Below are 16082 nucleotides of genomic sequence, written 5' to 3'. Positions count from 1 at the left end.
CCCATGCCCCACACCAGTGCCCTGTACGGGCCGCTGGACCCCGCACCGGACGCCGGCTACGAGAACCCGCCGCCACGGATGGGGTTCTTCACCGATACCAGCGTCTGCATCGGCTGCAAGGCGTGCGAGGTGGCCTGCAAGGAGTGGAACGGCGTCCCCGAGAGTGGGCTCGACCTGCTGGGCATGTCGTACGACAACACCGGCGCGCTGACCGCGAACTCGTGGCGGCACGTCGCGTTCGTGGAGCAGCCCCGCTCGGCCGGCTGGGCGACTCCGGCGTTCGCGGGGGACCCGGACGGGCCGGCGATCAGCCCGCTCACGGCGGCAGCCGGCGCGCGTACCGCCACCGACACCGGGACGGATCCGGGCCTTTCGCCCGGCTCGCCTGACGCGGCGGCCCGCATGTCGGGCGGCCCGGAGTTTCTGGGGATGCCGGGTGCGCAGCCGCCGGGGAGGGGTTCGGGCGCGGAGGGACGGACGGACTTCCGCTGGTTGATGATGTCGGACGTGTGCAAGCACTGCACCCACGCGGCCTGCCTGGATGTCTGCCCGACCGGTTCCCTGTTCCGCACGGAGTTCGGCACCGTGGTGGTGCAGGAGGACATCTGCAACGGCTGCGGTTACTGCATCTCTGCCTGCCCGTACGGCGTCATCGACCAACGCAAGGATGACGGTCGGGCGTGGAAGTGCACGCTGTGCTACGACCGTCTCGGGGTGGGGATGACGCCGGCGTGTGCGCAGGCGTGTCCGACGGAGTCGATCCAGTACGGCGCCTTGGATGAGTTGCGGGAGCGGGCAGCTGCGCGGGTGGAAAAGCTGCATGAACATGGTATGCCCGAGGCGCGGTTGTACGGGCACGACCCCAACGACGGCGTCGGTGGTGATGGTGCGTTCTTCCTGCTGCTGGACGAGCCGGAGGTGTACGGGCTGCCCCCGGACCCGATCGTGACCACCCGTGACCTGCCGGCCATGTGGAAACGCGCCGGTCTGGCGGCGATGACGATGGCCGTCGCCACGGCGGTCGCGTTCCTGGGGAGGCGGTCGTGACCCGCGGCGGTGAGCAGCTCACGGTGCCGCCGGCCGACTTCGCCTCCTACTACGGTCGGCCGGTTCTGAAGGCGCCGGTATGGAAGTACGACATCGCCGGCTACCTGTTCGCCGGAGGCCTCGCCGCCGGAAGTGCGCTGATCGGGGCGGGGGCCCAACTGACCGGACGACCCGGGCTGCGCAAGGTGGGCCGTTGGACGGCCCTCGGCGGCGTCGCCGCCAGCACGTACCTGCTGGTGCACGACCTCGGCCGGCCGGCCCGGTTCCATCACATGCTCCGGGTGGCCAAGGTGACCTCGCCGATGTCGGTCGGCACCTGGATCCTCGCCGCGTTCGGCCCGCTGGCCGGCGTGGCCGCGGTCGCCGAACTCGCGCCGCTGCTCCCGCAGCACGGTGTGCTCGGCCTCGCCCGTCGGATCGCACCGCCCATCGGCAACGTCGCCGGCCTGGCTGCCGCAGCCACCGCGCCGGCGCTGGCGACGTACACCGGGGTGCTGCTCGCGGACACGGCCGTGCCGTCCTGGCACGACGCCTATCCGTCGCTGCCGTTCGTCTTCGCCGGCAGCGCGCTCGCCGCCGCGTCCGGGGTCGGCCTGATCGCGGCACCGGCCGCGGAGACCGCCCCCCTGCGACGACTCGCCGTGGCCGCGGCGGCCATCGAGCTGGGCGGGGGGCACCGGCTGGAGCGGCAGGGCCTCACCAGCGAGCCCTACACGCACGGACGCAGCGGCCGGCTGATCAAGGCGGGACGCGCCCTGCTCGTCGTGGGCGCCGCCACCGCGCTGGTCAGCCGACGCAGCCGGGTCCTGTCGGCGATCTCCGGCGCCGCCCTCGTGGCATCGTCGGTCGCCACCCGATTCGGTGTCTTCGAGGCGGGAAGGGTGTCGGCACGCGATCCGAAGTACACGGTCGTGCCCCAACGGGAACGGCTGGCCGAGAGCCGGTCGACGACCCAGCTCTGAGCGGGTCGGCGCAACGGAAGGCGCCCCTTGCGAGGGGCGCCTTCCGTTGCGGTGCGAGAGGTCTGGCCGCGACGGGCCGCCGCGCGTCAGCCGGTGAACAGCTTCGCGGCGGTGATGGCCGTCTGGACGATGCCGTACCCGAGGAGCACCGCGACCAGCAGCCACGACAACCAGAGCCGCCCGGTCTGGCTGCCGACGCGCGGCGGCGCGGGCGGCTGGCTGTCCCGCCCGAGAGCGACCGGTTCGGTGACGGTGGCCTTCGCCACGGGCGAGGTCGGCCCCCGGTTCGGTTCGTGGAACCGATCGGGCACGGAACGGACCAGCAGGTTCGCGATGAACCCGATGGCGAGGATGCCGACCATGGTGAACAGCGCGGGCCGGTACGCCGCAGCGGTGAGGGTGCCGGGCTTGCCCTGTGTGTCGAGGATCCCGTTGACGATCAGCGGGCCGGCAACGCCCGCAGCCGACCAGGCGGTCAGGATCCGGCCGTGGATGGCCCCGACCTGGAAGGTGCCGAACAGGTCACGCAGGTAGGCGGGCATGGTGGCGAAGCCACCGCCGTAGAAGGAGATGATCGCGGCGGCGATCAGCACGAAGACCGCGGTCGCGGAGTGGCCGGCCACGGCGAGCAGCAGGTACAGCACCATGCCGACGCCGAGGTAGACCATGTAGATGGGCTTGCGACCGATCAGGTCGGACGTCGTGGACCAGACGAACCGCCCAGCCATGTTGAACAGCGACAGCACGCCCACGAAACCGGCCGCCGCCGTCACCGAGACCGTGGTGGCGGTCCCGTTGTCCCGGAAGAAGTCCTGGATCATCGGGCTTGCCTGCTCCAGGATGCCGATGCCTGCGGTGACGTTGCAGAACAGCACGATCCACAGCAACCAGAACGAGCGGGTACGCACCGCGTTCGACGCGGAAACGCTCGCCGTTGTCACCAGAGGTCGGGCGGCGACGCTCGCGGGGTCGAACCCGGCGGGCCGCCAGTCCGGCGCCGGGACCCGGACGTTGAACGGGCCGAACATCATGATCACGAAATAGCCGATGCCGAACGTGACGAAGAGCGCCACGAGGGCGTGTCCCGACGCGACGGCGGCCGGGTTGTTGGGGTTGTAGCCGGAGTCGTAGAGGGAGAGCAGTTGGCGCGCGAGCGGGCCGGCGACCAGTGCGCCGCCGCCGAACCCCATGATGGCCAACCCGGTGGCGAGGCCGGGGCGGTCCGGGAACCACTTGATCAGTGTGGAGACGGGTGAGATGTAGCCGATGCCGAGCCCGATGCCGCCGATGACGCCGTATCCGAGATAGAGGAGCCAGAGTTGTTGGGTCGCGATGCCGAGCGCGCCGACCAGGAACCCGACGGCCCAGAAGCAGGCGGAGACGAACATCGCCCGGCGCGGTCCGTTGCGCTCCACCCAACGGCCACCCACCGCCGCGGACGAACCCAGCATGACGATGGCGATACTGAAGATCGCCCCGATCGCCGTCTGGCTGACGTCGAAGTGCGCGATGAGGGAGTTCTTGTAGACGCTCGTCGCGTAGACCTGGCCGATGCAGACGTGCACGGCCAGTGCCGCCGTCGGGATGAGCCAGCGGCTGTATCCCGGGGGAGCGACCGTGTGCCGGGGATCGAAGACCGACAGCATGGGCATCGTCCACACCTCCTGCGGCTGAGTAGCCGCGACGTTGCCGAGCTGTCCGACCCGGCAGGTGGCCGAGCGGCGCCGCCGCGGTGGCGGCTCGGCGCACGTCTGGCGTCAGCCGATTACCGGCTTCACCTCACGTTACGTGGCGGCCGGTTCACACCATGCTGTTACCAAAAAACGCGGGCACGGAGACGTCACGTGGGCGACCTGACCCGCGACCCTAGACGGAGACCGACGGATCCGGTCGTCCGGCGCGGGGCACGGCGCCGGTGGTCTCCAGGATGAGCGCGGCGACAAGATCCGGGTCGTCGCTCATCGGCACGTGCCCGCAGCGGGGCAGCGTCACCACCCGTGCCGCCGGCAGGCCCGCCCGGGCGCGCTCGGCCTGGTGGACGCCGAAGATCCGGTCACAGTCTCCCCAGCCGATGGTCACCGGCACCGTCGCGTCGGACAGCCGAAGGCAGTCGAAGCGGTAGTCGCGGGCGGCTCGGGCCACGGCGTTGAAGCCGAGCCCGCGTCGCAGGGCGAGCGCGTCGCCCAGCGCGCGCTCGACGTCCAGCAGCGTCGGGCGGGCCATCAGCGGCGCGAAGCACAACGCCCGAAGGTACGCCGAGCGCAGCGCGACCCGCATGATCGTGGTGGGCAGGTACGAGTTGGCCCGCAGCGTCCGGAGGATGGCCAACGCCCGTCGGCGCTCCGCCGGGGTGAAGAACCCGGCGGGGGAGAAGGCGGTGGCCGAGGCGACCGCCCCGGTGGCGGCAAGCTCCAGCGCGATCGCCCCGCCGAGGCTGTAGCCGGCGACGTGCGGACGCTCCAGCCCCCACTCGGTCAGGGCCGGCAGGACCCCGGCCACGGTGGCGGCCATGTCGGCGGGCATGCCGGTGCCGGGCACCGGAGAGTTCCCGAAGCCCGGCAGGTCGAGCGCGATCACCTCGTGGTGGGCGGTGAGGCGGTCGAACACCGGCTCCCACGCCTGATGACGGTGACCGATGCCGTGGATGAGCACGAGCGGCTCGCCGCTGCCCGCACGCCGGTAGTGAATGCTCATGACTGCCCTCCCACCGACGTCCTGCCGAAGGAACGCCCGAGCTGGCGTACCTCGTCTTCCATCTGGCCGACCATGCGCTGGCCACCGAACCGGGTGATCAACGCGTCGGAGAGGCCGCTCAGCACCACCGGCCGTAGCGCCTGCACTATGGCAAGCGACCGGGGCACGTACACCTTGCGCTTGCGGCGCTCGATGCCGCGGAGCAGGGCTTCGACGCACTGCTCGACGGGTACGACGGTGGACAGCGGCCACGGCAACCGGCGCAGCGCGGTGCGGAACGATGCCAGGTCGTCACGGATGTCGCGGACCAGGTCGGTGTCGATCCAGATCGGATGCGCCGTGCCGACGGTGACGCCGCGTGGGCGGGTCTCCAGGCGCAGCACGTTGGCGAACTGCTCCACACCCGCCTTGGACGCGCAGTAGGCGGCCATGCCGGGCATCGCCGTGAAGGCGGCAGCGGACGAGACGACCAGGACGTGGCCACGGGCGGCGGTGACGTGGGGCAGCGCCGCGCTGACCGTGCGGATCGCGCCGCAGAGGTTCACCTCGACGGTACGGACCAGCGCGTCGACCGGTCCCACGGCGACGGTGCCGAGGTTCGCGATGCCCGCGTTGGCCACGACGACGTCGATGCCACCGAAGCGGTCCACCGTGGAGGCCACCGCGGCGTCCAACGCCGCCTGGTCGGTGACGTCACACTCGTACCAGTGCGCGTCGAGGTCGGCGCTGAGCTGCCTGAGCAGCTCGCCTTCCAGACCGACCAGGGCGACCCGGGCCCCGCGGACGACGGCCTCACGGGCCAGCCGCGCCCCGATGCCGCGCGCCGCGCCGGTGATGAGCAGGGTCTTGCCCGCCAGGTCATACCGCATCGGCGTGCTCCCACTCCGCTTCGTTGGGGGTGCTGTCGGTCGGGGCGATCTGGTAGTCGGTCGGGCGGAACCGACGCAGCCGCATTCGGAAGCTGGTGGCGAAGCCCGGCCAGATGGTGGTGTTCCGGCCGGTGGCGTCGAGGTACCAGCTCGAACAGCCGGTCTGCCAGACGGTGCCGGCCATCTTCTGGTCGATCCGCTCGGTCCAGCGTCGTTGCGCCTCGGCGGTGGGTTCGATGGCTTGGATGCCCTTGGCCCGCATGTGCCGCAGGGCCGCGAGCACCAGCTGCAGCTGCGCCTCGATCATCAGCACCACGGAGGTGTGTCCGAGCCCGGTGTTCGGGCCGAGTAGGAAGAACAGGTTGGGGAAGCCGGCGATGGTCGTGCCCTGGTACGCGTGCATGCTGGGGGTCCACGCGTCGCCCAGGCTGCGCCCGTCCCGACCGTGGATACGCCGTACGACGGGGGAGTCGGTGACGTGGAAGCCGGTCCCGAGGATGATCGTGTCCGCCCGCCGGTGGACGTCGTCGTCGGTGACGAGGCCGTCCGGCACGATCCGGGCGATGCCGGCGGTGACCACGTCGACGTTCGGTCGGGTCAGCGACGGCCAGTAGTCGTTGGAGATCAGCACCCGCTTGCAGCCCATCGCGTACCGGGGGGTGAGCTTGTCCCGCAGGTGCGGGTCGGGAACCTGCCGCCGCAGCGTCCGCAGGGACAGGCGCGAGGCGAGGCGGTTGACCGCCGGGTGCAGGAAGCCCAGGCCCATGCTCTCGCGTACCAAATAGAGCCCTGCCCGGGCGGCCCGCTGCGCGCCGGGCACGGTGCGGAACGCGGCCTGCTCGACCCCGCTGATCGGGCGTGACAACCTCGGCATGATCCAGGCGGGGGTGCGCTGGAAGAGCGTCAGCTTCTCGACCGCCGGCTGGATCTGTGGCACGAACTGGACGGCCGAGGCGCCGGTGCCGATCACCGCGACTCGCCGGCCGGTCAGGTCGTGGTCGTGCCGCCAACGGGCCGAGTGGAACACCGTGCCCGCGAACTCGTCGATCCCGGGCAGGTCGGGGATGGCCGGGTCGCTGAGCGGGCCGGCGGCACAGATCAGGACCCGGGCGCTGTGGTCACCGCCGGAGGTGCGCAACAGCCAGCGTTGGCGCTGCTCGTCCCACCGCGCCTCCCGCACCTCGTGGCGCAACCGCAACTTCGGCCGGATCCCGAAGCGGTCGACGCAGCCGCGCAGGTAGTCCCAGATCTCCGGCTGACTGGAGAACGTGTTCGACCAGCGGGGGTTGGGGGCGAAGGAGAACGAGTAGAGGTGCGACGGGACATCGCAGGCGCAGCCCGGGTAGCTGTTGTCACGCCAGGTGCCGCCGACGTCCGCACCCCGGTCGAAGACGAGAAAGTCGGTGAAGCCGGCCCGCTGTAGGCGGATGGCGGCGCCCAGGCCACCGAAGCCGGCGCCGATGATGGCAACGTCTGTCTCCATTCACTCCTCCGTGGGCTCGGGCGCGCAAGTCGGGTCGGCCACGGGCGGCCAGGGCGGATCGCCCACGCCGGTGACCCGTACGCCGCCCCACGGATCGACCTCGGCCAGTCGGGCCGCCCGGACGCGGTCGGCGATGCGCAACTCGACGTCGCGCCGGCCGGAGCGCAGCAGGTGGGCCACCCGTGGCTCGGGCTCGATCCGTCCGCCCCAGTGGAAGCGGCCGTCGACCGGCTCCCACCGGCCGCTGAGGTGCACCCGGACCGAGGTGCCCTCGACACCCGCCGGGCCGTGGTAGCTCACGGCACGATCCGTTCGTGGGCGCGGGTCAGCTCGTGCGGCAGGTCGGCGCTGGCCCGCACCCCCTCGATGCCGCTCCACAGCAGAGCGGTCAGGTAGTCGGTGAGGGCGGCCCGGCTGATTGGCTGGCCGTGCGTGGTCCACCAGTCGCCGACCGCCTGCACGAAACCCACCAGGCCGTACGCCCAGGGCTCGGCGGGACCGGCGTCCAGGCCCAGTGTGCGGAGCCGGTCGCCGATCACCCGGGCGAGCCCGGCGGCCACCTGCCGGCTGGTACCGGCGATCACCTGGTGGATGCCGGGGTCGCCGGACTGGTGCATGAGGAACCGGTAGAGCTTCGGCTCCGACTCGATCACGCCCAGGTAGGCGTCGATCGTCGCCTCGACCAGGCCACGTTCCTCGCGGACCTGTTCGATGGCGGGCGCGATGGTGTCGACCATCCGGGCCGCCACCACCTCGCTGACCGCGACCCAGAGCTGCGACTTGTCGGCGAAGTAGCGGTACAGAACGGGCTTGCTGACGCCGGCGGCGGCAGCCACCTGTTCCATGTCGACCTCCGGCCCGTGCCGCAGCAGCGCCTGCACGGCGGCCCCGACCAACTCCTGCCGTCGTTGCTCACGATGGTCTGCCCAGCGGTCTCGGCGGCCGTTGCCCTTCGCTTTCGGACTGCCGTCGGGGGGCGTGGCCGACGGGTCGGACGCATTGACATCGGTGAGCGGCAATTGCATGCTACTACTCGTAACAGTTACTGGCCGTCACGTCAATATGGAGGAGCCATGGAGGCGACGGAAACCGGGCGTGCGGCGGTCGCCGAGCGACTACTCACGTCCTCGCTGCGGACGAGCTACGACCCCACCGTCGAGATCGACTGGGAGGCACCACACACCCCCGGCGCCTACTGGCTCCCGCCACAGCGCAGCAGCCTCTACGGCACGCCGCTGTGGGAGCAGCTCAGCGAGGAGCAGCGCGTCGAGCTCACCAAGCACGAGGTGGCCAGCGCGGCCAGCGCCGGGCTGTGGTTCGAGACGATCCTCATGCAGATGTTGATCCGGGGGTACTACCGCGCCGACCCGACCAGCCGGGAGGCCCAGTACGCGTTGACCGAGGTCGCCGACGAGTGCCGGCACTCCATCATGTTCGGCCGGCTGATCGAGGCCATGGGTTGTCCGGTCTACCGCGCGAACACCGTCGACCACCACCTCGGGCGCTTCCTCAAGGCCACCGCCAGCGGTCCCCGGATGTACGCCGCGATCCTCATCGCGGAGGAGATCCTCGACGCGTTCCAGCGCGAGATCATGGCGGACGAGTCGCTCCAGCCGCTCATCCGGATGGTCTCCCGCATCCACGTGGTGGAGGAGGCGCGACACGTCCGGTTCGCCCGCGAGGAACTGGCCGCCGCCGTCGCGGCCACCGGCCCGGCGGGCATGGCGTACGCCCGACTGCTGGTCGGTCGCGCCGCCTACACGATCGCCAACCGCCTGGTCCATCCCGACGCGTACGCGTCGGTGGGCATTCCGCCGGCGGTCGGCCGCGCGGCTGCCCGCGCCAACCCGCACTGGCGTGCCACCCTTCGCTGGTCGGCGGCGCGGGTGCACGCCAACCTGGCGGGCGTTGGCCTGGTGGCCGGGCCGGGACGTCTGCTGTGGGCCCGGGCCGGGCTGATCTGACCCGTCGTCCCTCAGCGGAGCGGCATGGGGCGGGCCATCGTGGTCAGGCCCGTTCGACCCGCGCCTGCTGGTGATCGGTCAGCCGCAGCCCCACCCCGCGGACGACATCGATGGTCGCCCCGGTGCCCAGGTCGTGTAGCTTGCGGCGCAGCCGCTTCACCAGCGACTGCACGTCCGCCTTGCGTTCGCGCCCCTCGTCACCCCAGACCGACCGATGCAACTCGGCGTAGCTCCAGACCCGGGCCGGCTCGGTGATCAGGCAGGTCAGCAGGTCGTGTTCGAGGCGGGTGAGGTCGACTTCACGTTTCCCGCAGCGGGCACTGGAGCGGGCCGAGTCGATCACCAGGGCGGCGACCGGCGCCGGTTCGGACGGGGCGGCGACCTGCTGCGGAGCGGAGATCAGCCGGCGCAACTCGTCGAGGTCGGAGACCAGCAGCAGCGGCGCGATGCCGTCGAGAAGTTCCGCGAGCCGGATGCGCTCGGCGGGCGACGGGGTCACCGCGATCAGCAGTGGGAACGGCTCGTCGGCCGGATCACCCCTGTTCACCGTTGCCTCGTCCTCGGCCACCGCACCACCCGGGATCGATGGGCATCCCTGCCCAGCTCTCGTCACGGTCCTGACAATGATTGGCAAGCGCGCCGCCAGCCAGGGCAACTCTTAGCGACAAGTTGCTCACGGCAAGTTCTTGATCGTCCGTTCTTCTCGATCATAGTGTCCACTCGGGCAACCGGCGTGACCCGCGCGGTGCATGGGGAGGTCCACCATGGCCCATTACACCCTGGGTCGTTCTGAGGGAGGCAGCACCGATGTTCAGACGTCCACAATGGCGGCGCGCAGCCAGATCACTGGTGAGCGCCGGCGCGGCGACGATCCTCGCCGCGACATGCTTGGCAACCATCAGCTCGGGCGCGCAGGCCGCGCCGGGTGGTGCGATGGGGGCGGGCGCCCCGACCGGGGACAAGATCCGACCGGAGCTCACCAAGCAGCTCCAGGCCAAGAGTGAAGGGGACTTCTGGATCCGGTTCAAGGACCGGGCGGACCTGAGCAAGGCCAGCGCCATCAAGGACTGGTCGAAGCGTGGCACGGCGGTGGCGGACGCGCTGCGCAAGACCGCCGCCGCGAGCCAGGGCAAGATCCGGGCCGACCTCGACAGCTCGGGCACCAAGTACCAGACCTTCTGGGCCACCAACGCCATCAAGGTGAACAGCGGTTCGCTGGCGATGGCGCAGAAGTTCGCCGGGCACTCGGAGGTCGAGGGCCTCTACGCGCCGGTCGCGTACAAGGTGCCGGAGACGACCAAGGGCACCGACGAGAAGACCGTGAACGCCCTGGAGTGGGGCATCGCCAACATCAACGCCGACGACGTCTGGTCGCAGTACGGCGTCAAGGGCGAGGGCATCACCATCGCGAACATCGACACCGGGGTGCAGTTCAACCACCCGGCGCTGGTGAACTCCTACCGGGGCAACAACGGCGACGGGACGTTCGACCACAACTACAACTGGTTCAACGCCGCCGCCGCCACCGGCGCCTGCGCGACCGCCCCGTGCGACGGCGACGGCCACGGTACGCACACGATGGGCACCATGGCCGGCTCCGACGGCGCGAACCAGATCGGTGTCGCCCCCGGAGTCAAGTGGATCGCGGCGAACGGTTGCTGCCCCAGTGACGCCGCTCTGGTCGAATCCGGTCAGTGGATGCTCGAGCCGCTGGACCTCAACGGTCAGAACGCGGACGCGAGCAAGCGACCGAACATCATCAACAACTCGTGGGGCACCCGCGACCCGTCCAACGAGCCGTTCATGGAGGACGTGACGAACGCCTGGGCCGCGTCCGGGATCTTCGGCACCTGGTCCAACGGCAACAGCGGGCCGGCCTGCCAGACCAGTGGCTCGCCGGGCAGCCTCGTCAGCAACTACTCGACCGGCGCGTACGACGTCAACAACAACATCGCCGGCTTCTCCTCCCGCGGCGCCGGTCAGAACGGCGAGATCAAGCCCAACATCTCGGCACCGGGCGTGAACGTCCGGTCGAGCATCCCTGGCAACGCCTACGGCAGCATCAGCGGCACCTCGATGGCGGCACCGCACCTCGCGGGCGCGATCGCGCTGCTGTACTCGGCGGCACCGTCGCTGGTCGGTGACATCAACGCGACCCGTGCGCTGCTCAACGGCGCCGCGATCGACAAGGCCGACGACCAGTGTGGTGGCACCGCGGCCGACAACAACGTCTACGGCGAAGGCCGACTGGACGCCCTCGCGTTGCTCAACGCCGCCCCGACCGGCGACATCGGCACGCTGACCGGCACGGTCACCGACGCCACCTCCGGCGCCCCGATCGCCGGCGCGACCCTGACGCTCACCGGCCCGTCCGAGCGTGAGCTGACCACCGGTGCCGACGGCAAGTTCTCGACCCAACTCCCCACCGGCGACTACCAGGTCGCCGTCGCGGCGTTCGGGTACGCCAGCACCACCAGGACGGCAACGGTCACCAAGGGCGCGACCACGACGCTCGCCGTCGCCCTCACGGCGGTGCCGAGTGTCAACGTCACCGGAGCGGTCACCGACGGCTCCGGCCACGGCTGGCCGTTGTACGCGAAGGTGACCGTGACGGGTGTGTCCGGCGTCTACGACTACACCACCCCGTCGAACGGCCGCTACAGCATCAAGCTGCCGGCCGGGCAGACGTACACCCTGAAGTACGAGCCGCAGTACCCGGGCTACCAGACCGTCACCAAGGAGGTCGTGGTCGGCTCGGGCAACGCCACCGCCAACGTCGCCGTGCCGGTGGACACCAGCGTCTGCACCACCGCGCCCGGATACACGACCGGCTCCGACGGTGAGTACGAGACCTTCGACGCCACGACCACGCCGGCCGGCTGGACCGTCGTGGACAACGCGGGCAGCGGTCAGGTCTGGAAGTTCACCGACGACGGCGACCGGGGCAACCTGACCGGCGGCACCGGCAACTTCGCGATGATCGACAGCGACAACTACGGAGCGGGCACCAGCCAGGACACCTCCCTGGTCAGCCCGGTGGTCGACCTGACCAGCGTCACGGCCCCGGTCATCCGCTTCAACCAGGACTTCAACCAGCTCAACGACGACACCGCCGACGTCGACCTCAGCATCGACGGCGGTGCCACCTGGACCAACGTGCTCCGGCAGGAGACCGACGTCCGGGGACCGAAGCTGACCGAGATCCCGATCCCGCAGGCGGCCGGTAAGGCGCAGGTGCAGGTTCGGTTCCACTACTACGACGCCTCGTACGAGTGGTGGTGGGAGGTCGACAACGTCCTGATCGGCAGCCAGGTCACCTGCGTGCCGGTCGACGGCGGTCTGGTCGTCGGCAACGTCCGCGACAAGAACGACGACAGCTACGTCAACGGCGCGACCGTCACCAGCAAGGACCGGCCCGCCGAGAAGGCCGTCACCGTGGCGACCCCGGACGACCCGGGGCTGGCCGACGGCTTCTACTGGATCTACTCGTCGCTGACCGGCGAGCACCCGTTCACGGCGACCGCCGGCAACTACGTCAGCCAGACCAAGTCTGTCGACGTCGAGGCCGACTGGGCGACCACCGCGAACTTCCAGCTCGCGGCCGGTCGACTGTCGGTGACCCCGACGCAGCTGAGCGCGACGCTCCAGATGCCCAACGGCAAGACCAGCAAGACGTTCACGGTGACCAACACCGGCGGCGCGCCGGTCGAGGTCAAGTTCGGTGAGCGGGACAACGGTTTCGAACTCCTGCGGGCGGACGGCTCCACGGTCACCCGGCAGCAGGTGCTCGGCTCCAGCGGCGCGCCGGAGCAGCGGCTCACCGTACCGACGTCGTTCGCCGCCAAGGCGTCCGGCAAGGAGGCCAAGGCCGCTGCCGCGGCGGCCGGCCCGCAGGCGGCGCCGTGGACCGACATCGCCAACTACCCGGCCACGATCATGGACAACCGGGTGGTGAACCTGGACGGCAAGGTGTATTCGCTCGGTGGCGGCAACGGTGAGGCCTCCACCACCAAGAACTACGCCTACGACCCGGCCGCGCAGACCTGGACGGCGATCGCCGACCTTCCCGGCGCGCGCAACGCCCTGACCGCGGGCGTGCTGAACGGCAAGATCATTGTCACCGGTGGCTGGGCCGACGCCGGCCCGGACTCCGCCACCTGGTCGTACGACCCGGGGGCCAACACCTGGACGGAACTGGCCGACAACCCGGCGCCGCGGGCCGCGGCCGGTCAGGCCGTCGTCGACGGCAAGCTGTACGCGGTCGGTGGCTGCACGACGGCGGCCTGCCTGCCGATGTCGAACAGCGTCGTCCGGTACGACCCGACCAGTGACACCTGGGAGACGATGGCCAACTACCCGAAGTCGGTGGCCTTCGCCTCCTGCGGCGGGATCGACGGCGTCCTCTACTGCACCGGCGGCAACGACGGATCCGCCGCCCAGAAGTCCAGCTACGCCTTCGACCCGGGTGCCAACACGTGGACCGCCATCGCCGACGCGCCGGCCGACAACTGGGCCAGCTCGTACGCCGTCGCCAGCGGCAAGCTCCTCGTCGTCGGTGGTTCGCAGGGTGGGGCCATCAGCAACGCCGGCTTCGCCTTCGACCCGGCCGCCGGTTCGTGGTCCAACCTGCCCAACGCCAACACCGCGCGCTACCGCGGCGGCGCGGCGTGCGGCTTCTACAAGATCGGTGGCTCGTCCGGCAGCTTCAACGCGGCCGCGGAGAGTGAGGTGCTCCCGGGCTTCGAGGGATGCTCCGAGTCGGCGGCCGACGTCAGCTGGATGACCATCGACAAGTCGGCGGTCACCCTCGCACCGGGTGCGAAGGTCACGGTCACCGTCGGGCTGACGGCGAACGTGGACCAGCCGGGCACCTACTCCGGCGCGGTCGCGATCTCCGAGAACACCCCGTACTCGGTGGCGCCGGTCGCGGTGACCATGACCGCGAACCCCCCGAAGACCTGGGGCAAGCTCATGGGTACGGTCACCGGCACCAGCTGCCAGGGTGCGACCTCGCCGCTCACCGGCGCGGTCGTGCAGGTTGACTCGTGGGCGGCGTCGTACACCTTCGCCACCGATGCCGAGGGCAAGTACGCCTACTGGGTGGACCGCCGCAACAACCCGCTCACGATGATCGTGGCGAAGGACGGCTGGAAGCCGCAGACCCGTCAGACGAGGATCGATACCGCCACTCCGACGGTGGAGAACTTCGGGTTGGCGCCCATCCGGTGCTGACGCCCGAACGCTAGCCGAAGAAGTCCGGCCCGCCTGGTCTGCGACCAGGCGGGCCGGACCGCGTCCGGGTGGTCAGACGGGAGCGAGCCGGAAGCCGACGCCGCGCACCGAGTGGATGGTCGCCGTGGCGTCGAGCCGGGCGAGCTTGGCGCGCACCCGGCGGATCACCGAGTGCATGTCGGAGCCCCGGCCGAGGTGCCGGTTGCCCCAGACCTCGAGGTGCAGCCGCTCGTAGGTCCAGACCTGCCCGGGCGCGTGCACCAGGCAGAGCAGGACATCGTGCTCCAACCGGGTCAGGTCGATCTCCTGGTCGCGCCACCGCAGCACCCGACGGTCGGAGTCGACGGCCAGATCCGGTGGCGGCGGCTGTGGGCTCGGCGCCACCTCGGCGAGCGCCGCCCTGGTCGGGGGAGTCGGGGCGGGCGGGGCCTCGACCACCCCGAGGAACTCTCGTGCCTGGTCGACGGTCGAGACGATCAGGAAGGCGTCACTGCCGCCGAGCAGCCGGGCCAGATGTCGCCGCTCGGCCGGCGAGGATGCGATGCCGATGACCAGGCTGGCGACTGGAACTCCCTGCATTTACCAACACCTTCCGGTTCCCCAACTCACTCCGGATGGATTTTTCGCACCGCCGACCGAAACATCGATCGGCGTCCTGACCCTAGTGGTGGCTCATCTCGGCTGGGTTAAACATCGTTGCATGTAAGCATGTGAATCCCGCTGTGCCGTCCAGACCACCCGGTCCCACCGCCGACGATCCGCTTTTCCGGGAGCGGTGGGGGTGGTTGTGACAGAACCAAGACAATTCGAGGACGGCGTACGGACCTGCCGGGGCGAGCATGTCGCCATGTCCATCGGATCGTCGTACTCCGTCGGGCGGTCGACGCCCGGTCCGGCGCGACCGCTGCCCCACGCCCGCGCGGCGGTGCCGTTGGGGCTTCGGCTGCTCGCGGCGGCGCTGTGCGGTCTGTTCGCCCTGGTGCTCACCGCCGCCGTCTTCGTGCGGACGGACTTCGGGCAGTGGCTGGACGGGGTGCTCCTGCCGCGCGCCGAGCGGGGCGGGGGGTACGAGCAGCAGACCGTGCTGGTGGGCCCGGCCCGGAGCGTGCTGGCCACCTTCGGCAGCCCGACCGTCATCGCGGCCCTGCTCGGGGTGGTGCTGCTGGTGGGTGTGCTCCGCCGACGGCTGGTGGCCGGGGTCGTCGGCGTGGGCATGGTCGTCTGCGCGGTGCTGGTGGCCGGCGCGGTGAAGTCGGCGCTGCCCCGCCCGGAGCTGCAGATCGAGAGTTCCACCACCCACAACAGCTTTCCCAGCGGCCATGTCGCGGCGGCGACCGCGCTGCTGCTGGCGTTCATGCTGGTCCTGCCCGGGTGGGCCCGACGGTGGCTGGCGGTGCCGGGCGCGGCGGCTGTCTCGGTGATCGCCTCCGCCACGATGATCGCGGGCTGGCACCGGTTCAGTGACGTGCTCGGTGGCGTACTGCTGGGGGTGACCCTGTTCTGCCTGGCCGCGGCCGCGTTGGCGGTCTGGCCCGGCGACCGCGACGCGGCCGGCGGGTCGGACGGCGGCGGCTTCTGGCGCAGGCTGGCCGAGACGGGAGTCGGGCTGGTCGTGCTGGTCTGGGCACTGGTGGTGGTCGTGCCCGGCCTGGCCGCGTCGGTGCAGCGCGGCTTGCTGGTCGCCATCGTGACCGCGGCCGCGGCGACGATGTTCCTGGTGGGCGCGGTGGTGTTCCTGGTGCGTTCGACGGATTTCGCGGTGCCGTCCTCCGCGCGGAGCCCCGAGCGGCCGCAGCCGTCGACCGAAATCCGAAACATCTCATGATGGGAT

13 protein-coding genes are annotated in these 16082 nt (G+C 70.7%); 5 read left to right on the top strand and 8 right to left on the bottom strand.

Features of this window, described 5'->3' with window-relative positions; genetic code table 11:
- Window positions 1–3: 3 nt before the first annotated feature.
- Window positions 4–1047 (top strand): 4Fe-4S dicluster domain-containing protein, encoded by a 1044-nt coding sequence (locus ACIBD9_RS25500; RefSeq protein ID WP_396721453.1) that lies wholly within the window; start codon window positions 4–6, stop codon window positions 1045–1047.
- On the top strand, window positions 1044–2009 hold the full coding sequence (nrfD, locus tag ACIBD9_RS25495) for an NrfD/PsrC family molybdoenzyme membrane anchor subunit (RefSeq protein WP_396721452.1): 966 nt from the start codon (window positions 1044–1046) through the stop codon (window positions 2007–2009). The genes ACIBD9_RS25500 and nrfD overlap by 4 nt, the downstream gene beginning before the upstream one ends.
- An 86-nt stretch (window positions 2010–2095) precedes the next feature.
- Here nrfD and ACIBD9_RS25490 read toward each other — a convergent pair whose 3' ends face one another.
- The 6 genes from ACIBD9_RS25490 to ACIBD9_RS25465 all read right to left on the bottom strand — a co-directional run bounded on the left by ACIBD9_RS25490 (window position 2096) and on the right by ACIBD9_RS25465 (window position 8080).
- Window positions 2096–3655, bottom strand: coding sequence for an OFA family MFS transporter (locus ACIBD9_RS25490; protein WP_396721553.1), 1560 nt, complete (start codon window positions 3653–3655; stop codon window positions 2096–2098).
- 220 nt (window positions 3656–3875) lie between these two features.
- On the bottom strand, window positions 3876–4703 hold the full coding sequence (locus tag ACIBD9_RS25485) for an alpha/beta fold hydrolase (protein WP_396721450.1): 828 nt from the start codon (window positions 4701–4703) through the stop codon (window positions 3876–3878).
- Window positions 4700–5572 (bottom strand): SDR family oxidoreductase, encoded by an 873-nt coding sequence (locus ACIBD9_RS25480; protein ID WP_396721449.1) that lies wholly within the window; start codon window positions 5570–5572, stop codon window positions 4700–4702. Before ACIBD9_RS25480 ends, ACIBD9_RS25485 begins: the two co-directional genes overlap by 4 nt.
- Window positions 5562–7055: a flavin-containing monooxygenase gene (locus ACIBD9_RS25475; protein WP_396721447.1), complete on the bottom strand. Its 1494-nt coding sequence runs from the start codon at window positions 7053–7055 to the stop codon at window positions 5562–5564. The genes ACIBD9_RS25480 and ACIBD9_RS25475 overlap by 11 nt, the downstream gene beginning before the upstream one ends.
- Entirely contained in the window at window positions 7056–7355 is a 300-nt protein-coding gene (locus ACIBD9_RS25470) for a DUF4873 domain-containing protein (protein WP_396721445.1), read from the bottom strand. It lies immediately after the preceding gene.
- Complete coding sequence (locus tag ACIBD9_RS25465; protein ID WP_396721443.1) at window positions 7352–8080, bottom strand: TetR family transcriptional regulator; 729 nt, start codon at window positions 8078–8080, stop codon at window positions 7352–7354. The genes ACIBD9_RS25470 and ACIBD9_RS25465 overlap by 4 nt, the downstream gene beginning before the upstream one ends.
- A 48-nt stretch (window positions 8081–8128) precedes the next feature.
- On the opposite strand from ACIBD9_RS25465, the gene ACIBD9_RS25460 reads away from it, so the two are divergent.
- Entirely contained in the window at window positions 8129–9019 is an 891-nt protein-coding gene (locus ACIBD9_RS25460; RefSeq protein WP_396721441.1) for a diiron oxygenase, read from the top strand.
- A gap of 43 nt (window positions 9020–9062) precedes the next feature.
- On the opposite strand, the gene ACIBD9_RS25455 is transcribed toward ACIBD9_RS25460, so the two are convergent.
- The gene (locus tag ACIBD9_RS25455) at window positions 9063–9587 is read right to left on the bottom strand and encodes a winged helix-turn-helix domain-containing protein (protein WP_387165832.1); all 525 of its coding nucleotides are present in this window, start codon (window positions 9585–9587) and stop codon (window positions 9063–9065) included.
- Between the two features lie 320 nt (window positions 9588–9907).
- Here ACIBD9_RS25455 and ACIBD9_RS25450 point away from each other — a divergent pair, with 320 nt between their 5' ends.
- Window positions 9908–14251 (top strand): S8 family serine peptidase, encoded by a 4344-nt coding sequence (locus tag ACIBD9_RS25450; RefSeq protein ID WP_396721439.1) that lies wholly within the window; start codon window positions 9908–9910, stop codon window positions 14249–14251.
- Window positions 14252–14323: 72 nt separating this feature from the next.
- Here ACIBD9_RS25450 and ACIBD9_RS25445 read toward each other — a convergent pair whose 3' ends face one another.
- Window positions 14324–14830, bottom strand: a complete 507-nt coding sequence (locus tag ACIBD9_RS25445; protein ID WP_396721438.1) for a winged helix-turn-helix domain-containing protein — start codon at window positions 14828–14830, stop codon at window positions 14324–14326.
- A gap of 268 nt (window positions 14831–15098) precedes the next feature.
- Here ACIBD9_RS25445 and ACIBD9_RS25440 point away from each other — a divergent pair, with 268 nt between their 5' ends.
- Complete coding sequence (locus ACIBD9_RS25440) at window positions 15099–16076, top strand: phosphatase PAP2 family protein (RefSeq protein ID WP_396721436.1); 978 nt, start codon at window positions 15099–15101, stop codon at window positions 16074–16076.
- Window positions 16077–16082 lie beyond the last annotated feature (6 nt).

Origin of the sequence: Micromonospora sp. NPDC050784, assembly GCF_044456765.1 — a bacterium.
GTDB classification, from domain to species: Bacteria; Actinomycetota; Actinomycetes; order Mycobacteriales; family Micromonosporaceae; genus Micromonospora; species Micromonospora foliorum.
Note: the sequence above shows the minus strand (reverse complement) of the source record. Positions and strands in the feature narration are given on the sequence as shown.

Bases quoted from the DNA above. Each gene is read 5' to 3' on its own strand.
- ACIBD9_RS25445 (WP_396721438.1), bottom strand. From the start codon at position 14,830: ATGCAGGGAGTTCCAGTCGCCAGCCTGGTCATCGGCATCGCATCCTCG.
- ACIBD9_RS25490 (WP_396721553.1), bottom strand. From the start codon at position 3,655: ATGCTGTCGGTCTTCGATCCCCGGCACACGGTCGCTCCCCCGGGATAC.
- ACIBD9_RS25440 (WP_396721436.1), top strand. From the start codon at position 15,099: ATGTCCATCGGATCGTCGTACTCCGTCGGGCGGTCGACGCCCGGTCCG.
- ACIBD9_RS25465 (WP_396721443.1), bottom strand. From the start codon at position 8,080: ATGCAATTGCCGCTCACCGATGTCAATGCGTCCGACCCGTCGGCCACG.
- ACIBD9_RS25500 (WP_396721453.1), top strand. From the start codon at position 4: ATGCCCCACACCAGTGCCCTGTACGGGCCGCTGGACCCCGCACCGGAC.
- ACIBD9_RS25485 (WP_396721450.1), bottom strand. From the start codon at position 4,703: ATGAGCATTCACTACCGGCGTGCGGGCAGCGGCGAGCCGCTCGTGCTC.
- ACIBD9_RS25480 (WP_396721449.1), bottom strand. From the start codon at position 5,572: ATGCGGTATGACCTGGCGGGCAAGACCCTGCTCATCACCGGCGCGGCG.
- ACIBD9_RS25475 (WP_396721447.1), bottom strand. From the start codon at position 7,055: ATGGAGACAGACGTTGCCATCATCGGCGCCGGCTTCGGTGGCCTGGGC.
- ACIBD9_RS25460 (WP_396721441.1), top strand. From the start codon at position 8,129: ATGGAGGCGACGGAAACCGGGCGTGCGGCGGTCGCCGAGCGACTACTC.